The following is a 14,621-nucleotide window of genomic DNA, read 5'->3' on the forward strand; positions in this document are numbered from 1 at the left end:
GCGAGCGCCCATCCGCAGCCACAATGACAGCCAACCGAAACCACCCGAGCGAGGCGATCCCATGCACCTGCCCACCCTGCTGCTACTCGCTGCCGGCCTCGCGCTGGCAGGCACCGCCGCTGCCGCAGAAAGCCCACTCACCGGCTGCGCGGCCAAGCGCCAGGCCATCGAATCACGCATCGAACAGGCCCGCGCCCACGGCAACGATGCACAGGTCGCCGGCCTGCAGAAAGCCCTGGACGAAGTGAAGGCCCACTGCACGGACGCCGGCCTGCGCCAGCAGCGCGAGGACGACATCGCCAAGCGCCGCGCCGAGGTGCAGGAGCGCGAAGCCGACCTGCGCGAAGCCCAGGCCAAGGGCGATGCCGGGAAGATCGCCAAGCGCGAGGCCAAGCTGGCCGAAGCGCGCCGGGAACTCAGCGCCGCCGAGGCGGAACTGCAGCGCTGACCCCGGCACCCGCCTCAGGCGGAGACGAAGAAGAAGCTGGCGATCAGCCCCATGCCGGCGAACCAGACCAGCGAGCGCAGTGCCGCCCAGTCGGCCAGGTAGCAGACAAAATAAGCGATGCGACTGGCGACGAAGGCCATGGCCAGGGTGTCCAGGGTGCCTTGCTCGGCGCCGCCGGCGAGGTGGCCGATGACCACGGCGATGCCGAATGCCGGGGTGACTTCGAAGGCATTCAGCTGGGCGTTGTTGGCGCGCTTGCGCCAGCCCTCCAGGCCCGCGAGGAAGGTGCGCGGGTCATGGTTCTGCCGGGGGCCGAAATCCCCTCCGGTGAACTTCGCCGCGGCAGTGGACAGGTAGGGCAGAAACAGCGCGACCAGCACGCACCAGTAGGCTAGGGTCATTGAAGGCTCCAAGGGGACAGGGAAAGCCCCGAGGCTGCGCCAGGTACCGTTCGTCGTCCATGGCCGATGAAAACGTGCCGATCGGCACATCGGCCAATGGCCACGACTGTCCGTCGACGAGGTCGCCTGTTCTAATCACCCCTTTTTCAAGGACGAGAAAAGCCCATGCCCCGCCTTGCCATCCTCCTGCTCACCGCCCTGCTGCTCAGCGGCTGCGGCTACAACGCCATGCAAAGTGCCGACGAACAGGTCAAGGCCGACTGGTCCGAGGTGGTCAACCAGTACCAGCGCCGCGCCGACCTGATCCCCAACCTGGTCAGCACGGTGAAGGGCTACGCCGCCCACGAACAGGCCGTGCTCGCCCAGGTGGCCGAGGCCCGGGCCCAGGTCGGTAGCGTTCGGCTCGATGCCGGCCAGCTCACGGACGAGCAGGCGGTGAAGAACTTCCAGAACGCCCAGGGCCAGCTCAGTTCCGCGCTGTCGCGCCTGCTGGCGGTCAGCGAGAACTACCCGCAGCTGAAGGCGGACAGCCTGTTCCAGGACCTGCTGGCGCAACTCGAAGGCACCGAGAACCGCATCACCGTGGCGCGCTCGCGCTACGTCAAGGCCGTGCAGGCCTATAACGTGCTGGTCCGCCAGTTCCCCGGCAATCTCACCGCCATGGCCTTCGGTTACCAACCCAAGGCCAACTTCAGCGTCGCCAACGAGGCCGAGGTGTCGGTGGCACCCAAGGTGGACTTCAACACCGCTCCGCACCGGGAAGGCTGACCATGCGCGCCCACCTGATCGCCCTGCTGCTGTTGCTGGCCAGCGCCTGCGTCAGCGCCGCACCAGCGGTGCCCGCCCTCAAGCAGCGGGTCACCGACCTCACCGCCACCCTGGACGCCGGCCAGAGTGCCGCCCTCGAACACCAGCTCGCGGCCCTGGAGAAGGAGAAAGGTGCCCAGCTCGCGGTGCTGATCATCCCCAGCACCGGCGAGGAAAGCATCGAGGCCTATGCCATCCGCGTGTTCGAGCAGTGGAAGCTGGGGCGCAAGGGCGTGGACGACGGCATCCTGCTGCTGGTGGCCAAGGACGACCGCGCGCTGCGCATCGAGGTGGGTTACGGGCTGGAGGGCGCGGTGTCCGACGTGCTGGCCTCGCGCATCATCCGCGAGCGCATCACCCCGGCCTTCCGCGAAGGCGATTTCTTTGGCGGCATCCAGGCTGGCACCGATGCCCTATCGGGCCTGGTGCGCGGCGAGGCGCTGCCGGAACCGGTTGGCGGCAACCGCCAGGCGGACAGCATCAACCTGTTCAGCCTGATTCTGTTCTTCGCCCAGTTCTTCATCGCACCGGCCCTGGTCAAACGCATTCCCAGGCCCTGGGCGCGGCAGCACAGCGGGCAGCGCTACTTCGCCTGCGTCGGCCTAGTGACGGTGGCGACCCTGGCATATTGCCTGGTCACCCTCACGCCCACCGACCTGCTGCTGTTCTTCACCCTCACGGCGGGCTTCATCGGCCTGTTCGCGTTCATCTTCATCATCGCGCCGCTGTCGACCTGGCAGTTCGGCAGCGGCTCGGGCTCCTCCGGCAGCTCGTCGGACAGCAGCTCGGGCAGCTCGTCCGGCAGCTCCGGCGGCGGCTTCAGTGGTGGCGGTGGTTCCAGCGGCGGTGGCGGTGCCTCCGGCCGCTGGTAGCCGTCAATCCTTGAACTGGTCGCGGATGTAGGTGATTTCCGTCTTGCCGTGGGGGGCGGGCTTGCCGTCCTCGCCCAGGTTGACGAAGACCATGCGGTCGATGGTGAGGATGCTCTTGCGGGTGATCTTGTTGCGCACCTCGCATCGCATGGTCATGGAGGTGCGGCCGAACTCGGTGGCGGTGATGCCCAGTTCGATGATGTCGCTCTGGCGCGCCGAGCTGAGGAAGTTGATCTCCGACATCATCTTGGTCACCACGCGCTGGCTGCCGAGCTGGATGATGGCGTAGATCGCCGCCTCCTCGTCGATCCACTTCAGCAGGCTGCCGCCGAAGAGGGTGCCGTTGGGGTTGAGGTCCTCGGGCTTGACCCATTTGCGCGTATGGAAATTCATGCGTCCTTCTCCTTGCGTCGATGACGCCGGGGATCATGGCAGAGGCCCGACGCGCTGTCCCGGCAACGAAATCGATCGCCCTGATAGTTCGTTCGCCGGACGACGGAAAACCTTGGGCAGATCGCCTCGCGCAGCTATAATCCCCCGGCTTCACGCGGCCATCGGCCGCGCCCGCCACCTGTCCGAGGGGCGCTGCAGCAGGCCTGTTCTCCAAGGGGTCTGTCAGGCTCGGATGGGGCGTTATCCAAACGCATCAACGGCGCCCATTCGCACACAACGAATGGAGAGTACGCATGAGCGCTGTCATCACGCCTGCCGATTTCAACGACTACAAGGTCGCCGACATTTCCCTGGCCGCCTGGGGCCGTCGCGAGCTGATCATCGCCGAGTCCGAAATGCCCGCCCTGATGGGCCTGCGTCGCAAGTACGCGGCCAGCCAACCGCTCAAGGGCGCGAAGATCCTCGGCTGCATCCACATGACCATCCAGACCGGCGTGCTGATCGAGACGCTGACCGCCCTGGGCGCCGAAGTGCGCTGGTCGTCCTGCAACATCTTCTCCACCCAGGACCAGGCCGCTGCCGCCATCGCCGCCGCCGGCATCCCGGTGTTCGCCTGGAAGGGCGAGACCGAGCAGGAGTACGAGTGGTGCATCGAGCAGACCATCCTCAAGGACGGCCAGCCCTGGGACGCCAACATGGTGCTGGACGACGGCGGTGACCTGACCGAGATCCTGCACAAGAAGTACCCGCAGATGCTCGAGCGCATCCACGGCGTCACCGAAGAGACCACCACCGGTGTGCACCGCCTGCTCGACATGCTCAAAGCCGGCACCCTGAAAGTCCCGGCGATCAACGTCAACGACGCCGTGACCAAGAGCAAGAACGACAACAAGTACGGCTGCCGCCACAGCCTGAACGATGCCATCAAGCGCGGCACCGACCACCTGCTGTCGGGCAAGCAGGCCCTGGTGATCGGCTACGGCGACGTGGGCAAGGGCTCCGCCCAGTCCCTGCGCCAGGAAGGCATGATCGTCAAGGTGTCCGAAGTCGACCCGATCTGCGCCATGCAGGCCTGCATGGACGGCTTCGAGCTGGTCTCCCCCTACAAGAACGGCCTCAATGACGGCACCGAAGCCAGCGTCGACGCCGCCCTGCTGGGCAAGATCGACCTGATCGTCACCACCACCGGCAACGTCAACGTCTGCGACGCCGGCATGCTCAAGGCCCTAAAGAAGCGCGCCGTGGTCTGCAACATCGGCCACTTCGACAACGAGATCGACACCGCCTTCATGCGCAAGAACTGGGCATGGGAAGAGGTCAAGCCGCAGGTGCACAAGATCCACCGCACCGGCGCCGGTTCCTTCGACCCGGCCAACGACGACTACCTGATCCTGCTGGCCGAAGGCCGCCTGGTGAACCTGGGCAACGCCACCGGCCACCCGAGCCGCATCATGGACGGCTCCTTCGCCAACCAGGTACTGGCACAGATCTTCCTGTTCGAGCAGAAGTACGCCGACCTCTCCGCCGAGAAGAAAGCCGAGCGCCTGACCGTCGAAGTACTGCCGAAGAAACTGGACGAGGAAGTGGCCCTGGAAATGGTCAAGGGCTTCGGTGGCGTCGTCACCCAGCTGACCAAGCAGCAGGCCGACTACATCGGCGTCACCGTCGAAGGCCCGTTCAAGCCGGACAGCTATCGCTACTAACCAATCAAGCCAGAAGCCGGAAGCCGGAAGCTGGAAGCGCACATGCTCCACTTCCGGCTTCAGGCTTACGGCTTCAAGCTTGGAATTTTCCATGTCTCAAGAACGCCGCTACAGCTTCGAGTTCTTCCCCACCAAGACCGAAGCCGGGCATGAAAAACTGCTGAACACTGCGCGTCAGCTGGCCTCCTACAAGCCGGACTTCTTCTCCTGCACCTACGGTGCCGGTGGCTCGACCCGCGACCGTACCCTCAACACCGTGCTGCAGCTCGATGGCGACGTGAAGGTGCCGACCGCGCCGCACCTCTCCTGCGTCGGCGACAGCAAGGCCGACCTGCGCAGCCTGCTCGGGCAGTACAAGGCCGCCGGCATCAAGCGCATCGTCGCGCTGCGTGGCGACCTGCCCTCGGGCATGGGCATGGCCAGCGGCGAGCTGCGCCACGCCAACGAACTGGTCGAGTTCATCCGCGCCGAAACGGGCGACCATTTCCACATCGAAGTCGCCGCCTACCCGGAAGTGCACCCCCAGGCACGCAACTTCGAAGACGACCTGGCCAACTTCGCCCGCAAGGCTAAAGCCGGTGCCGACAGCGCCATCACCCAGTACTTCTTCAGCGCCGACTGCTACTTCTACTTCGTCGACCGCGTACGCAAGCTGGGCGTGGACCTGCCGATCGTCCCGGGCATCATGCCGATCACCAACTACAGCAAGCTGGCCCGCTTCTCCGATGCCTGCGGCGCCGAGATCCCGCGCTGGGTCCGCAAGCAGCTGGAAGCCTACGGCGACGACCTGGAGAGCATCCAGGCCTTCGGCGAACAGGTGGTCAGCGAGATGTGCGAGCGCCTGCTCCAGGGTGGCGCACCAGGGCTGCACTTCTACACCCTGAACCAGGCCGAACCCAGCCTGGCCATCTGGAACAACCTCAAACTGCCACGTTGAGGCGAAGGGCCGGCGGCAGGATGCGCCGGCCCCTTCACTCAAGGAAGACACCATGAAGACCACCCTCCGCCTCGCCCCGCTCGCCCTCCTGATCGGCTGCGCCAGCCCCAGCGCCTTCGCCAGCTTCGACTTCGTCTGCAGCCCGACCTGGGCCATCGCCGGCGACCAGCTGATGGGGTGCAGCAACCTGCCCTTCCTCAGCCCCGGCAACGACAGCCGCGCCAACCTGCAATTGCTGCTGGCCGACGCCGGCCGCCTGCGCCTGCCGGAGACACTGAAGTCCACCAGCGGCTACGAGGACGGCTACGCCCAGGTGCCCTTCACCCTGGAGATGCTCGACCCGACCAATGCCGAGGCGGCCGCCAGCGAGAACGGCGGTGAAAGCGCGGAAGGCGAAGCCGGGGATGCCGAGGCCGAGCAGAAGGACCTGCGCAGGGAGAACCTCTCCCTGGCGCTCGAACAGCTGGGCGTGGAGCTGGGCGAGACCGACCTGGCCGAGCACTACTTCGCCGAAGGCGAAGGCAATCGCTGCCGCAGCAACGACTTCGACAGCGCCCATGCCTTCGTCGACCAACTGGCCGGCACCGAGGCGCTTTCGGCCGGCGAGCGCAAGGCGCTGGCCGACAGCCGCGTCAACCTGCTCACCGTCTGCGGCGAGGGCGACCCGCAACCCGAAGACGTGCTGCCCGCCGCGACCCTGCTCACCTCCCCCGTCGCCCAGGCCTTCGCCAGCTACCTGGCCGGTGCCGACGCGTTCTACCGGGGCGACTTCGCCGGCGCCCGTCAGCAGTTCACCGGCCTCGCCAGCAGCGAGCAGCCCTGGCTCAAGGAAACCGCCCTGTACATGCAGGCGCGCGTGGCGCTGAACCAGGCCCAGCAGGACGCCTTCGACGAGTACGGCATCCCCGACCTGGCCAAGATCGACCGCAACGCCATGGCCAGCGCCGAGTCCGGCCTCAAGGCCTACCTGCAGGCCTACCCCGAAGGGCTCTACCACGCCTCCGCGCGCGGCCTGCTGCGCAAGGTCTACTGGCTGCTGGACGACCCGCGCAAGTTCGCCGCCGAGTACGCCTGGCAGTTCGCCCAGGACGAGGACAGCGCCCAGCGCAACATGAGCGGCCGCGCGCTGATCGAGGAGCTCGACGTCAAGCTGCTGCCGGCGCTCAAGCCCGAGGACGTGCAGGATCCGACCCTGCTCGCGGTGATGGACCTGATCCGCCTGCGCAAGCCCGGCAGCGAGCTCAGCCCGAGCATCAGCCTGGAGCAGCTGCAGGCGCAGAAGCAGCGCTTCGCCAGCCAACCCGGCCTGCACGACTACCTCGTCGCGGCCTGGCACTTCTATCGCGGTGGCGATGCCGCCAAGGCCCTGGCGGCCCTGCCCGCCGGCGACACCCAGGCACCCATGGGCCTGCTGGTGTTCAGCCAGGAAACCCTGCGTGGCCTGGCACTGGAAGCCACCGGCAAACCCGACGCGGCGCGCGAGCTCTGGCTGCAGCTGCTGTCCCGCCAGCCGTCCGCGCTGCAGCGCGGCCAGCTCGAACTGGCCCTGGCACTGAACCTCTCGCGCACTGGCAAGGTGGCCGAGATCTTCGCCGCCGACTCGCCCATCCGCACCGCGCCGATCCGCGAGATCGTCCTGCGCAACCTCGCCTCCGCCGACCTGCTGCGCCAGCAGGCCAAGGATGGCACCGCGCCCGCCGCCGAGCGTGACACCGCCCTGTTCACCCTGCTCTACAAGGAGCTGGTGTTCGGCGACTACGCCCACTTCCAGCAAGACCTCGCCCTGCTGCCCAACCCGGCGCCCAAGGTAGAGGAAGGCGCCACCTGGGCCGTCGGCCGCTTCGCCTGGGCCGGCCAGTCCGGCGCCGGCGAGTACGCCTGCCCATCGCTGGCCAAGGTCGCCGGGCGGCTGCAGGAGAACGACGGCGATGGCCTGGCACTCAACTGCCTGGGCGATTTCATCCGCACCAACGGCCTGGATGGTTTCAGCCTCAACGACCAGCCGCCGAAGGACGAGCTGGGCGGCTCGACCACCGACTTCCCCGGCTCGCCCTGGTCGCGCCTGGCCGGCTACCAGCGGACCATCGACGACCCCCACGCCAGCGCCGACGAAATGGCCTATGCGCTATTCCGCGCGGTGAACTGCTTCGCCCCCGCCGGCTACAACACCTGCGACGGCCAGGACATCGCCAAGTCCCAGCGCAAGCAGTGGTTCCAGGACCTGAAGAAGAACTACCCGGGCAACCCCTGGGCGCAGAAGCTCAAGTACTACTGGTAAGCGACGCGTGATCGCCAGGGCACTGGCCCTGCTGCTGGCCCTGGCGAGCCTTCCCGGCCTCGCCGGGGAGCGGGTGGATGCCGCCGACTACGACGCCTTCTGGGTCTGGAGCGGCGTGCGTTCCCAGGCGGTGCTGGCGGAGGCGCGCACCCTGTACATCCTCCAGGGCCAGATCGACGGACCGCGCCAGCCCGGTGACCCGCAGGCGCGCTTCATCGCCCAGGGCATGGCGGTGCCGCGCCTGTCGCACGGCGAGGTCTGGGTGGTGTACCGCGCCCATACCCTGCGCTGGACCGAGCCCGTCTACGCCACCCTTCTCGCCCAGCTCGAGCGCTGGCGCCGCGCGGGCAACCCGGTGGTCGGCGTGCAGATCGACTTCGACGCCCGCACCCTGCACCTGGACGGCTACGCCGATTTCCTCGAGCAGCTGCGCCAGCGCCTGCCCCGCCAGTACCGCCTCGGCATCACCGGGCTGCTCGACTGGGGCAGCAACGGCGACCCGGCGGTGCTCAACCGCCTGGGCAAGGTGCTCGACGAGGTGGTGGTGCAGACCTACCAGGGGCGTCACAGCATCCCCGGCAACGCCCGCTACCTGCCCCGCGTCGCGAAGCTGCAACTGCCCTACCGCATCGGGCTGGTCCAGGGCGGCGAATGGCAGGCCCCGGACTACCTGGAAGACAGCCCCTGGTTTCGTGGCTACGTGGTGTTCCTGCTCAATCCCTGACCGGCCGAGCGGCGCGCCGGGTCACTTCCCAGCCCGGAAAGCGCCGCGTATTCTGGCCCTATGCCAGCATCCCGTCGCCTCTTCGTCCTGTTGCTGTTCACCTGCCTCGGCGCCTTCGCCAACGCGGGGCCGCTGCGCATCGTCACCGATCCCTGGGCGCCCTATGTCTTCGTGGAGAACGGCCAGGCACGCGGCCTGGACTATGACGCCAGCGTCGAGGTGTTCAAGCGCCTGGGCGTGGAGGTGCACTGGGACTTCATGCCCTGGAAGCGCTGCCTGATCGAGATGGAGAACGGCCAGGCCGACGCCGTGCTGGATATCTTCATCACCGAAGAGCGCCGTCCCCGCCTGCATTTCGCCGACGAGCCGCTGTCCAGCGCCGAGTTCGTGCTCTTCTATGACCGCGCCCGCGCCTATCCCTTCAACCGCCTGACCGACCTTCAGGGCCTGAAGGTCGGCACCTCACCGGGCTACTGGTACAGCGACAGCGACTTCCGCACCTCCGAGCTGTTCACCCGCGAGCCGGCGCCGAGTCACGAAGCCAACCTCGGCAAGCTGGTGCGCGACCGCGTCGACCTGGTGGTCAACGACCGCCGCGCCGGGCTGTGGCTGGCGCAGCACCTGGGGCTCGCCGAACAGGTCGCCCACCACCCCCGTCCGGTGGGCGAAGACCCGCTCTACCTGGCCTTCCGCCGCACCCCCGAACTGGGCGAGTTGGCCCAGCGCTTCGCCGAGGAACTGCGCCGCTTCAAGCGGGAGCCGGCCTACGCCACGCTGCAGGCGCGCTACCCGGTACGCGAACAGGCCTGGGCCGACGGCCTGGATCGCAGCACACCGTTGAGCAGTCGATAGGCTGCACGCCGGAAATGCTCTGTTATACTCCCGGCTCCCGCCAGGCATACGCCCGGATGTTGGCCCCCCAAGCCAGCAGGACCGGACGGGAATCGCGCCTCCCCGCTGCGATTTTCTAGCCAGGCAGACACTCCCCCGGGCCAAGCCCTAACTAGACAGGATTTCCCATGTCCTTTGCCTCCCTCGGTCTCTCCGAGGCTTTAGTCGGCGCTGTGGAAGCAGCCGGCTATAACCAGCCCACTCCGGTGCAACAGCGGGCCATTCCCGCCGTGTTGCAAGGTCGCGATCTGATGGTTGCGGCACAGACTGGCACTGGCAAGACCGGCGGCTTCGCCCTCCCGGTTCTCGAGCGCCTGTTCCCCAATGGTCACCCGGACAAGTCGCATCGCCATGGCCCACGCCAAGCCCGCGTCCTGGTCCTGACCCCGACCCGCGAGCTCGCCGCCCAGGTCCACGACAGCTTCAAGGTCTATGCCCGTGACCTGCCGCTGGCCAGCGCCTGCATCTTCGGCGGTGTCGGCATGAACCCGCAGGTCCAGGCCATGTCCAAGGGCGTCGACGTCCTGGTCGCCTGCCCCGGTCGCCTGCTGGACCTGATAGGCCAGGGCAGCATCGACCTCTCCCACGTGGAGATCCTGGTACTCGACGAAGCCGACCGCATGCTCGACATGGGCTTCATCCACGATGTGAAGAAGGTCCTCGCCCGCCTCCCGGCGAAACGCCAGAACCTGCTGTTCTCGGCAACCTTCTCCAAAGACATCACCGACCTCGCCGGCAAGCTGCTGCACAACCCCGAACGCATCGAAGTGACGCCGCCGAACACCACGGTCGAGCGCATCGAGCAGCGGGTGTTCCGCCTCCCGGCCAACCACAAGCGCGCGCTGCTGGCCCACCTGGTCACCGTCGGCGCCTGGGAACAGGTCCTGGTGTTCACCCGCACCAAGCACGGCGCCAACCGCCTTGCCGAATACCTCGACAAGCATGGCCTGCCGGCCGCCGCGATCCACGGCAACAAGAGCCAGAACGCGCGCACCAAGGCCCTGGCCGACTTCAAGGCCAACAGCGTGCGCATCCTGGTCGCCACCGACATCGCCGCCCGCGGCCTGGACATCGACCAGTTGCCCCACGTGGTCAACTACGAGCTGCCCAACGTCGAGGAAGACTACGTGCACCGCATCGGCCGTACCGGTCGTGCCGGTCGTAGCGGCGAAGCCATCTCCCTGGTCGCCCCGGACGAAGAGAAGCTGCTCAAGGCCATCGAGCGCCTGACCAAGCAGCGCATTCCCGATGGCGACATGCAGGGCTTCGACGCCTCCGCCGTCGAGGCCGAGCGCCCCGAAGTACGCCCGCCGCAGCCGGCCCGCCAGCCCCGCGCCGACCGTCCGAAGCGCGAAGCGGCCACCCCGGCCGCCGCCGATGGCGAAGGCAAGCCGCGCAAGAGCCGCAACCGTCGCGGCAAGGGCAAAGGCAAGGACGGCGAGAACGCCCAAGCCACCGCCTCCGCCAATAACAACCAGCAGCAGGCTCGCCCGCAGCGTCCGCCGCAGCCCGCGCGTGATCGCGACCCGGAAGAGTTCCTCGACGACGACGTGGACAACTTCGGCAACCGCGCCGATTACGTCAGCCCCTACCCGGACAAGACCCAGAGCCGCAACCGCCGTGGCGGTCAGGGCCAAGGTCAAGGCCAGAACCAGGGCAGAAGCCAGGGCCAGGGCGCCGGTGCGCGTGGCCAGGGCGCCGGCCAGGGCAAGGCCCGCAGCGGTGGCGGTGGTTCCGGCCAGGGCGCCGGCAACGGCCAGCGCCGCAATGGCCAGGGCCAAGGCCGTGGTAACGGTGGCGGCCAGGGTCGTCGCGACGAGCAGCGCAGCTCCCGCTCCCGTGAAGAACCCGCCGTGCAGGAGCCGCGCAAGCCGCAGCCGAAGATCATCCACAAGGAATCCAAGGGTGATCGCTTCCCCACCGCGGAGCAGTTGGACCAGTTGTCCAACAGCCGCCCCCGTGGCGAGAAGCCGGCGCTGCTGACCCGCAACCGCTGATCTGCAACGCCATTGGAAACGCCGGCCCCAGGGCCGGCGTTTTCATTTGTGCCCCTGCCGCCCCGACTTCCGGGGCCTGGGCGGGTCCGACGCGGCGGGGCCTTGGGCCGGAAATGAAAAACGCCGGCATCAGCCGGCGTTCTTCGTCATCCGCGCACTCTTACTTGCGCACACCCTCGAAGGAGATGATCAGCTCGACTTCCTGGGAAGCCGGGCCGAGGTCCTTCTGGATGTCGAAGTCCTTCAGCTTCAGGGTGGTGGTGCCTTCGAAGCCGGCACGGTAGCCGCCCCACGGGTCGTCGCCTTCACCGATGAACTTGGCCTTGACCACGACCGGCTTGGTCACGCCGTTCAGGGTCAGGTTGCCGGTCACGTCGGCGGTACCGGTACCGGTGGATTTGACGCCGGTGGACTCGAAGGTCGCGGTGGGGTTCTTGCTCACGTTGAGGAAGTCGCCGCTCTTGATGTGCTTGTCGCGCTCGGCGTGGTTGGTGTCGACACTGGCGGTCTGCAGGGTGACCTTGATCTTGCTCGCTTCCGGCGCCTTGGCGTCGAAGCTGAAGGAGCCGTCGAAGTCCTTGAAGGTGCCGTACAGCCAGCTGTAGCCCAGGTGGCTGATCTTGAAGTTGACGAAGGCGTGCTGGCCTTCTTTGTCGATGGCGTAGTCGGCGGCCATGGCCTGGCCGGCGAACAGGGCGGCACCGAGGGTCAGCGCGGCGAGGGATTTCTTCAGCATCGGTATTTCTCCTTGTGAGGGTGCAGCTTATTTGGCGGCGCGCCCGAACATGCGGGACAGGGTGGCGTCGCGATCGATGAAGTGGTGTTTGAGCGCAGCGAGCGCATGGACGCCCGCGAAGATCACCAGGCCCCAGGCGAGGTATTCGTGAATGACGCCGGCAACGTCTTCCTGGTCGGGAATGCTGGTCAGGGTCGCCGGCACTTCGAACAGGCCAAACACGGCGATGCCGCGACCGTCGGCGGTGGAAATCAGGTAACCGGACACCATGATGGCGAACAGGCCCAGGTAGAGCGCCAGGTGACCCAGCTTGGAGCCCAGGCGGGTGAGCTGGCCGTGGTTGGGCAGGGCCGGCGGCGGCGGGCTGACGAATCGCCAGAGCACGCGGGCGAGCATCACTAGGAACAGCAGGATGCCGATGCCCTTGTGGATGTCAGGGGCGGTCTTGTACCAGCCGCTGTAGTAGTCGAGGCCGACCATCCACAGCCCCAGCCCGAACAGGCCGAAGACGACCAGGGCAACACCCCAGTGCAGGACGATGCTGACGAGGCCGAAGCGGTTGGGAGTATTGCGCCACTGCATCAGGAGGATTCCTTGAAAAACGGATGGGCCAAGCCTAGCGGCAAAAATATCGAAGAAAAGTAGAAAATGTCGCTTTGAAATATCGGGCAATACGATAGGTAGGACGAACTGGCCCGAGCGGGAATTAGGCGTGGGAAGGGGCTTTAAGTTCTGTCCGAGGTGCACGAACGGCACCCCGGAGGCGACTGGAGGTCACGGGCATTGCGCCCGTGGCGCCATCAGTTGAACAGGCGGGAGAAGAAGCCCTTCTTTTCTTCCTTGGCATCGGCCTTGGCCGGAGCCGGGGCGGCGGCAGCAACCTGCTCGACCGGTTCCAGGCTCTTGCCGGCGAACAGGTCACGGGCCTGGCTGGCTGCGCGCTGGCCACTGCGCAGGGCACCTTCCAGGGTGCCCGGGTAGAGTGCGTCGGTGTGCTCGCCGGCGAAGATCACCCGGCCCAGGGGCTTCTCCCACATGCGCCAGTAGAGGCTGATTTCGCCTGGGCCATAGGCCAGGTAGGCGCCGCCCACCAGGGAGTCCTTGCCGTAGCGGCGCAGCTCGTAGCCGGTGAACTGCTCGCGGGCGCCGGGGAACAGCTTGTCGAAGCGGATCAGCACCTGGTCGACCATCTGCCGGTCACCGAAGGCCTGAAGCAGGCGCGCGTTGTCGCCGGAGATATTCACCAGCAGGTTGGCACCGCCCTTGAGCGCGGGCTCGACCCACATCATGCCCAGGCCCTGGTCGCTGTAGACCTCGCCGGAGAGGCGCGACTTGCCCCACACGGGCTTCTTGAACTTGAGCAGCATCTGGTCGCGCCAACCGTAGTTGATGTCCTTCAGCGAGCGCAGCTGCAGGGCAGACAGCGACGGGGTGAGGCTGATCTTGTCCAGCGCCGGCAGCGGCACGGCGAGCACCACGTAGTCGGCGCTGTAGCCGGCGCCGCCCACTTTCACGGTGACGCTGTCCTTGTCCTGGACGATGGCGGAGACCCGCGCGTTGGTCTTGATGGTCTTGATCTTCTTGGCGAAGGCCTGGGCCAGCGCCGCGCTGCCACCTGGCAGGCGGGCGGCACGCAGGTCGCCTTCCGGCAGGCCGCGATAGACCCGGCCCTGCTGGGCGAGGTAGAGCAGCGACAGGCGCGAGGGCTCGTCGTAGCGCGAACGGATGCGCTGGTCCACCAGGGCGCGGGAGGTGGGCGGCAGCGCCAGCTTGTCGAGCCAGCGCGCCACGCTGATGGAATCCAGGGTCTGCAGGGTGTGGTTGACCAGCGGCTGCAGCGGATCCTCGATGGAGGCGGCGAGATCATCCAGGCTCTTGTCGAAGCGCTTCAGGCCTTCGACGGTGCTGGGCGCTTCCTTGAGCAGGTCCGCCTCGTTGAAGTAGCGCCCGGCGATCAGGTAGCCCGGGGTGCGCACGTACTCGGGCGCGGCCACGGTCGCCAGCTTGAACCCCTTGAGGTAGGCATTCAGGGTCGGCTGCAGCTTGTCGGAGCCGATCCACTCGGTGCTGGCCAGGCCGGAGCGCCCGCCGATGCTCGGCTTGGCCTCCAGCAGGGTCACCTGCCAGCCTTGTTGCTGCAGCTCATAGGCCGCCGTGAGGCCGGCCATGCCGCCGCCGACCACGATGGCGGCCGGTTGCTTTTCCTTGCCCTGCGCAACGGCACTGAGCACTCCCAACACAACAAACGCACAGGTGCGCAGCCAGGCAGCAGACATTGGATTCCCCCGAGGAACGGTCGTATTTCTTGAATGGCGCGCAGGATACGCCAGGCACCCGGCAGCCACCAGAGATGCCCGTCGGCGCCGGCCATTGTGCCGGCGCGGCGCGCTTGTCCATCTCACCCCTATTGCATAGTCTTCCCCGACCCTTTCCG

13 protein-coding genes, 1 pseudogene and 1 riboswitch are annotated in these 14,621 nt (G+C 67.1%); of the genes and pseudogenes, 9 read left to right on the forward strand and 5 right to left on the reverse strand.

The genetic code is table 11. From position 1 onward, the window contains the following. Positions 1-61 precede the first annotated feature (61 nt). A complete protein-coding gene (locus RTW82_RS01245; RefSeq protein WP_316924027.1) occupies positions 62-448 on the forward strand; it encodes a DUF1090 domain-containing protein in 387 nt (128 codons plus the stop codon). Positions 449-462: 14 nt separating this feature from the next. Here the strand turns inward: RTW82_RS01245 and RTW82_RS01250 are convergent, their stop codons facing one another. Continuing rightward, positions 463-849 (reverse strand): MAPEG family protein, encoded by a 387-nt coding sequence (locus RTW82_RS01250; protein ID WP_021218394.1) that lies wholly within the window; start codon positions 847-849, stop codon positions 463-465. A 165-nt stretch (positions 850-1,014) separates the two neighbouring features. Here RTW82_RS01250 and RTW82_RS01255 point away from each other — a divergent pair, with 165 nt between their 5' ends. Together RTW82_RS01255 and RTW82_RS01260 are read left to right on the forward strand one after the other, a co-directional pair. After that, positions 1,015-1,617: a LemA family protein gene (locus RTW82_RS01255; RefSeq protein ID WP_021218393.1), complete on the forward strand. Its 603-nt coding sequence runs from the start codon at positions 1,015-1,017 to the stop codon at positions 1,615-1,617. 2 nt (positions 1,618-1,619) lie between these two features. Continuing rightward, the gene (locus RTW82_RS01260; protein ID WP_316924028.1) at positions 1,620-2,528 is read left to right on the forward strand and encodes a YgcG family protein; all 909 of its coding nucleotides are present in this window, start codon (positions 1,620-1,622) and stop codon (positions 2,526-2,528) included. Positions 2,529-2,531: 3 nt separating this feature from the next. Here RTW82_RS01260 and RTW82_RS01265 read toward each other — a convergent pair whose 3' ends face one another. Then, positions 2,532-2,921 carry an acyl-CoA thioesterase gene (locus RTW82_RS01265; protein WP_111262572.1) on the reverse strand — a complete coding sequence of 130 codons (390 nt, stop codon included), beginning with the start codon at positions 2,919-2,921 and terminating at the stop codon, positions 2,532-2,534. Between the two features lie 178 nt (positions 2,922-3,099). Next, positions 3,100-3,193, forward strand: a riboswitch (S-adenosyl-L-homocysteine riboswitch). A 21-nt stretch (positions 3,194-3,214) separates the two neighbouring features. On the opposite strand from RTW82_RS01265, the gene ahcY reads away from it, so the two are divergent. The 6 genes from ahcY (at position 3,215) to RTW82_RS01295 (ending at position 11,451) form a co-directional block, all read left to right on the forward strand. Further along, positions 3,215-4,624, forward strand: coding sequence for an adenosylhomocysteinase (ahcY, locus tag RTW82_RS01270; RefSeq protein WP_316924029.1), 1,410 nt, complete (start codon positions 3,215-3,217; stop codon positions 4,622-4,624). 91 nt (positions 4,625-4,715) lie between these two features. Further along, positions 4,716-5,561, forward strand: coding sequence for a methylenetetrahydrofolate reductase [NAD(P)H] (gene metF / locus RTW82_RS01275; RefSeq protein ID WP_236234835.1), 846 nt, complete (start codon positions 4,716-4,718; stop codon positions 5,559-5,561). 52 nt (positions 5,562-5,613) lie between these two features. Continuing rightward, the gene (locus RTW82_RS01280) at positions 5,614-7,839 is read left to right on the forward strand and encodes a hypothetical protein (protein ID WP_316924030.1); all 2,226 of its coding nucleotides are present in this window, start codon (positions 5,614-5,616) and stop codon (positions 7,837-7,839) included. Between the two features lie 10 nt (positions 7,840-7,849). After that, a complete protein-coding gene (locus RTW82_RS01285; protein WP_410478751.1) occupies positions 7,850-8,563 on the forward strand; it encodes a DUF3142 domain-containing protein in 714 nt (237 codons plus the stop codon). A gap of 60 nt (positions 8,564-8,623) precedes the next feature. Next, positions 8,624-9,415, forward strand: a complete 792-nt coding sequence (locus RTW82_RS01290; RefSeq protein ID WP_316924031.1) for a substrate-binding periplasmic protein — start codon at positions 8,624-8,626, stop codon at positions 9,413-9,415. Positions 9,416-9,582: 167 nt separating this feature from the next. Continuing rightward, positions 9,583-11,451, forward strand: coding sequence for a DEAD/DEAH box helicase (locus tag RTW82_RS01295; protein WP_316924032.1), 1,869 nt, complete (start codon positions 9,583-9,585; stop codon positions 11,449-11,451). A gap of 160 nt (positions 11,452-11,611) precedes the next feature. On the opposite strand, the gene RTW82_RS01300 is transcribed toward RTW82_RS01295, so the two are convergent. From RTW82_RS01300 to RTW82_RS01310, 3 genes and pseudogenes are all read right to left on the reverse strand, one after another. Beyond that, positions 11,612-12,187 (reverse strand): YceI family protein, encoded by a 576-nt coding sequence (locus RTW82_RS01300; RefSeq protein ID WP_263401663.1) that lies wholly within the window; start codon positions 12,185-12,187, stop codon positions 11,612-11,614. Between the two features lie 27 nt (positions 12,188-12,214). Continuing rightward, the gene (locus RTW82_RS01305) at positions 12,215-12,769 is read right to left on the reverse strand and encodes a cytochrome b (protein ID WP_316924033.1); all 555 of its coding nucleotides are present in this window, start codon (positions 12,767-12,769) and stop codon (positions 12,215-12,217) included. A gap of 224 nt (positions 12,770-12,993) precedes the next feature. Continuing rightward, a pseudogene (locus tag RTW82_RS01310) lies at positions 12,994-14,463 on the reverse strand (FAD-dependent oxidoreductase); the annotation flags it as partial. Between the last annotated feature and the right edge of the window lie 158 nt (positions 14,464-14,621).

Source organism: Pseudomonas sp. zfem005 (assembly GCF_032621735.1).
GTDB classification, from domain to species: Bacteria; Pseudomonadota; Gammaproteobacteria; order Pseudomonadales; family Pseudomonadaceae; genus Metapseudomonas; species Metapseudomonas solani.

Coding starts and splice junctions, on each gene's coding strand:
- metF (WP_236234835.1), top strand. CDS start 4,716: ATGTCTCAAGAACGCCGCTACAGCTTCGAGTTCTTCCCCACCAAGACC.
- RTW82_RS01260 (WP_316924028.1), top strand. CDS start 1,620: ATGCGCGCCCACCTGATCGCCCTGCTGCTGTTGCTGGCCAGCGCCTGC.
- RTW82_RS01305 (WP_316924033.1), bottom strand. CDS start 12,769: ATGCAGTGGCGCAATACTCCCAACCGCTTCGGCCTCGTCAGCATCGTC.
- RTW82_RS01295 (WP_316924032.1), top strand. CDS start 9,583: ATGTCCTTTGCCTCCCTCGGTCTCTCCGAGGCTTTAGTCGGCGCTGTG.
- ahcY (WP_316924029.1), top strand. CDS start 3,215: ATGAGCGCTGTCATCACGCCTGCCGATTTCAACGACTACAAGGTCGCC.
- RTW82_RS01290 (WP_316924031.1), top strand. CDS start 8,624: ATGCCAGCATCCCGTCGCCTCTTCGTCCTGTTGCTGTTCACCTGCCTC.
- RTW82_RS01255 (WP_021218393.1), top strand. CDS start 1,015: ATGCCCCGCCTTGCCATCCTCCTGCTCACCGCCCTGCTGCTCAGCGGC.
- RTW82_RS01300 (WP_263401663.1), bottom strand. CDS start 12,187: ATGCTGAAGAAATCCCTCGCCGCGCTGACCCTCGGTGCCGCCCTGTTC.
- RTW82_RS01250 (WP_021218394.1), bottom strand. CDS start 849: ATGACCCTAGCCTACTGGTGCGTGCTGGTCGCGCTGTTTCTGCCCTAC.
- RTW82_RS01280 (WP_316924030.1), top strand. CDS start 5,614: ATGAAGACCACCCTCCGCCTCGCCCCGCTCGCCCTCCTGATCGGCTGC.
- RTW82_RS01265 (WP_111262572.1), bottom strand. CDS start 2,921: ATGAATTTCCATACGCGCAAATGGGTCAAGCCCGAGGACCTCAACCCC.
- RTW82_RS01245 (WP_316924027.1), top strand. CDS start 62: ATGCACCTGCCCACCCTGCTGCTACTCGCTGCCGGCCTCGCGCTGGCA.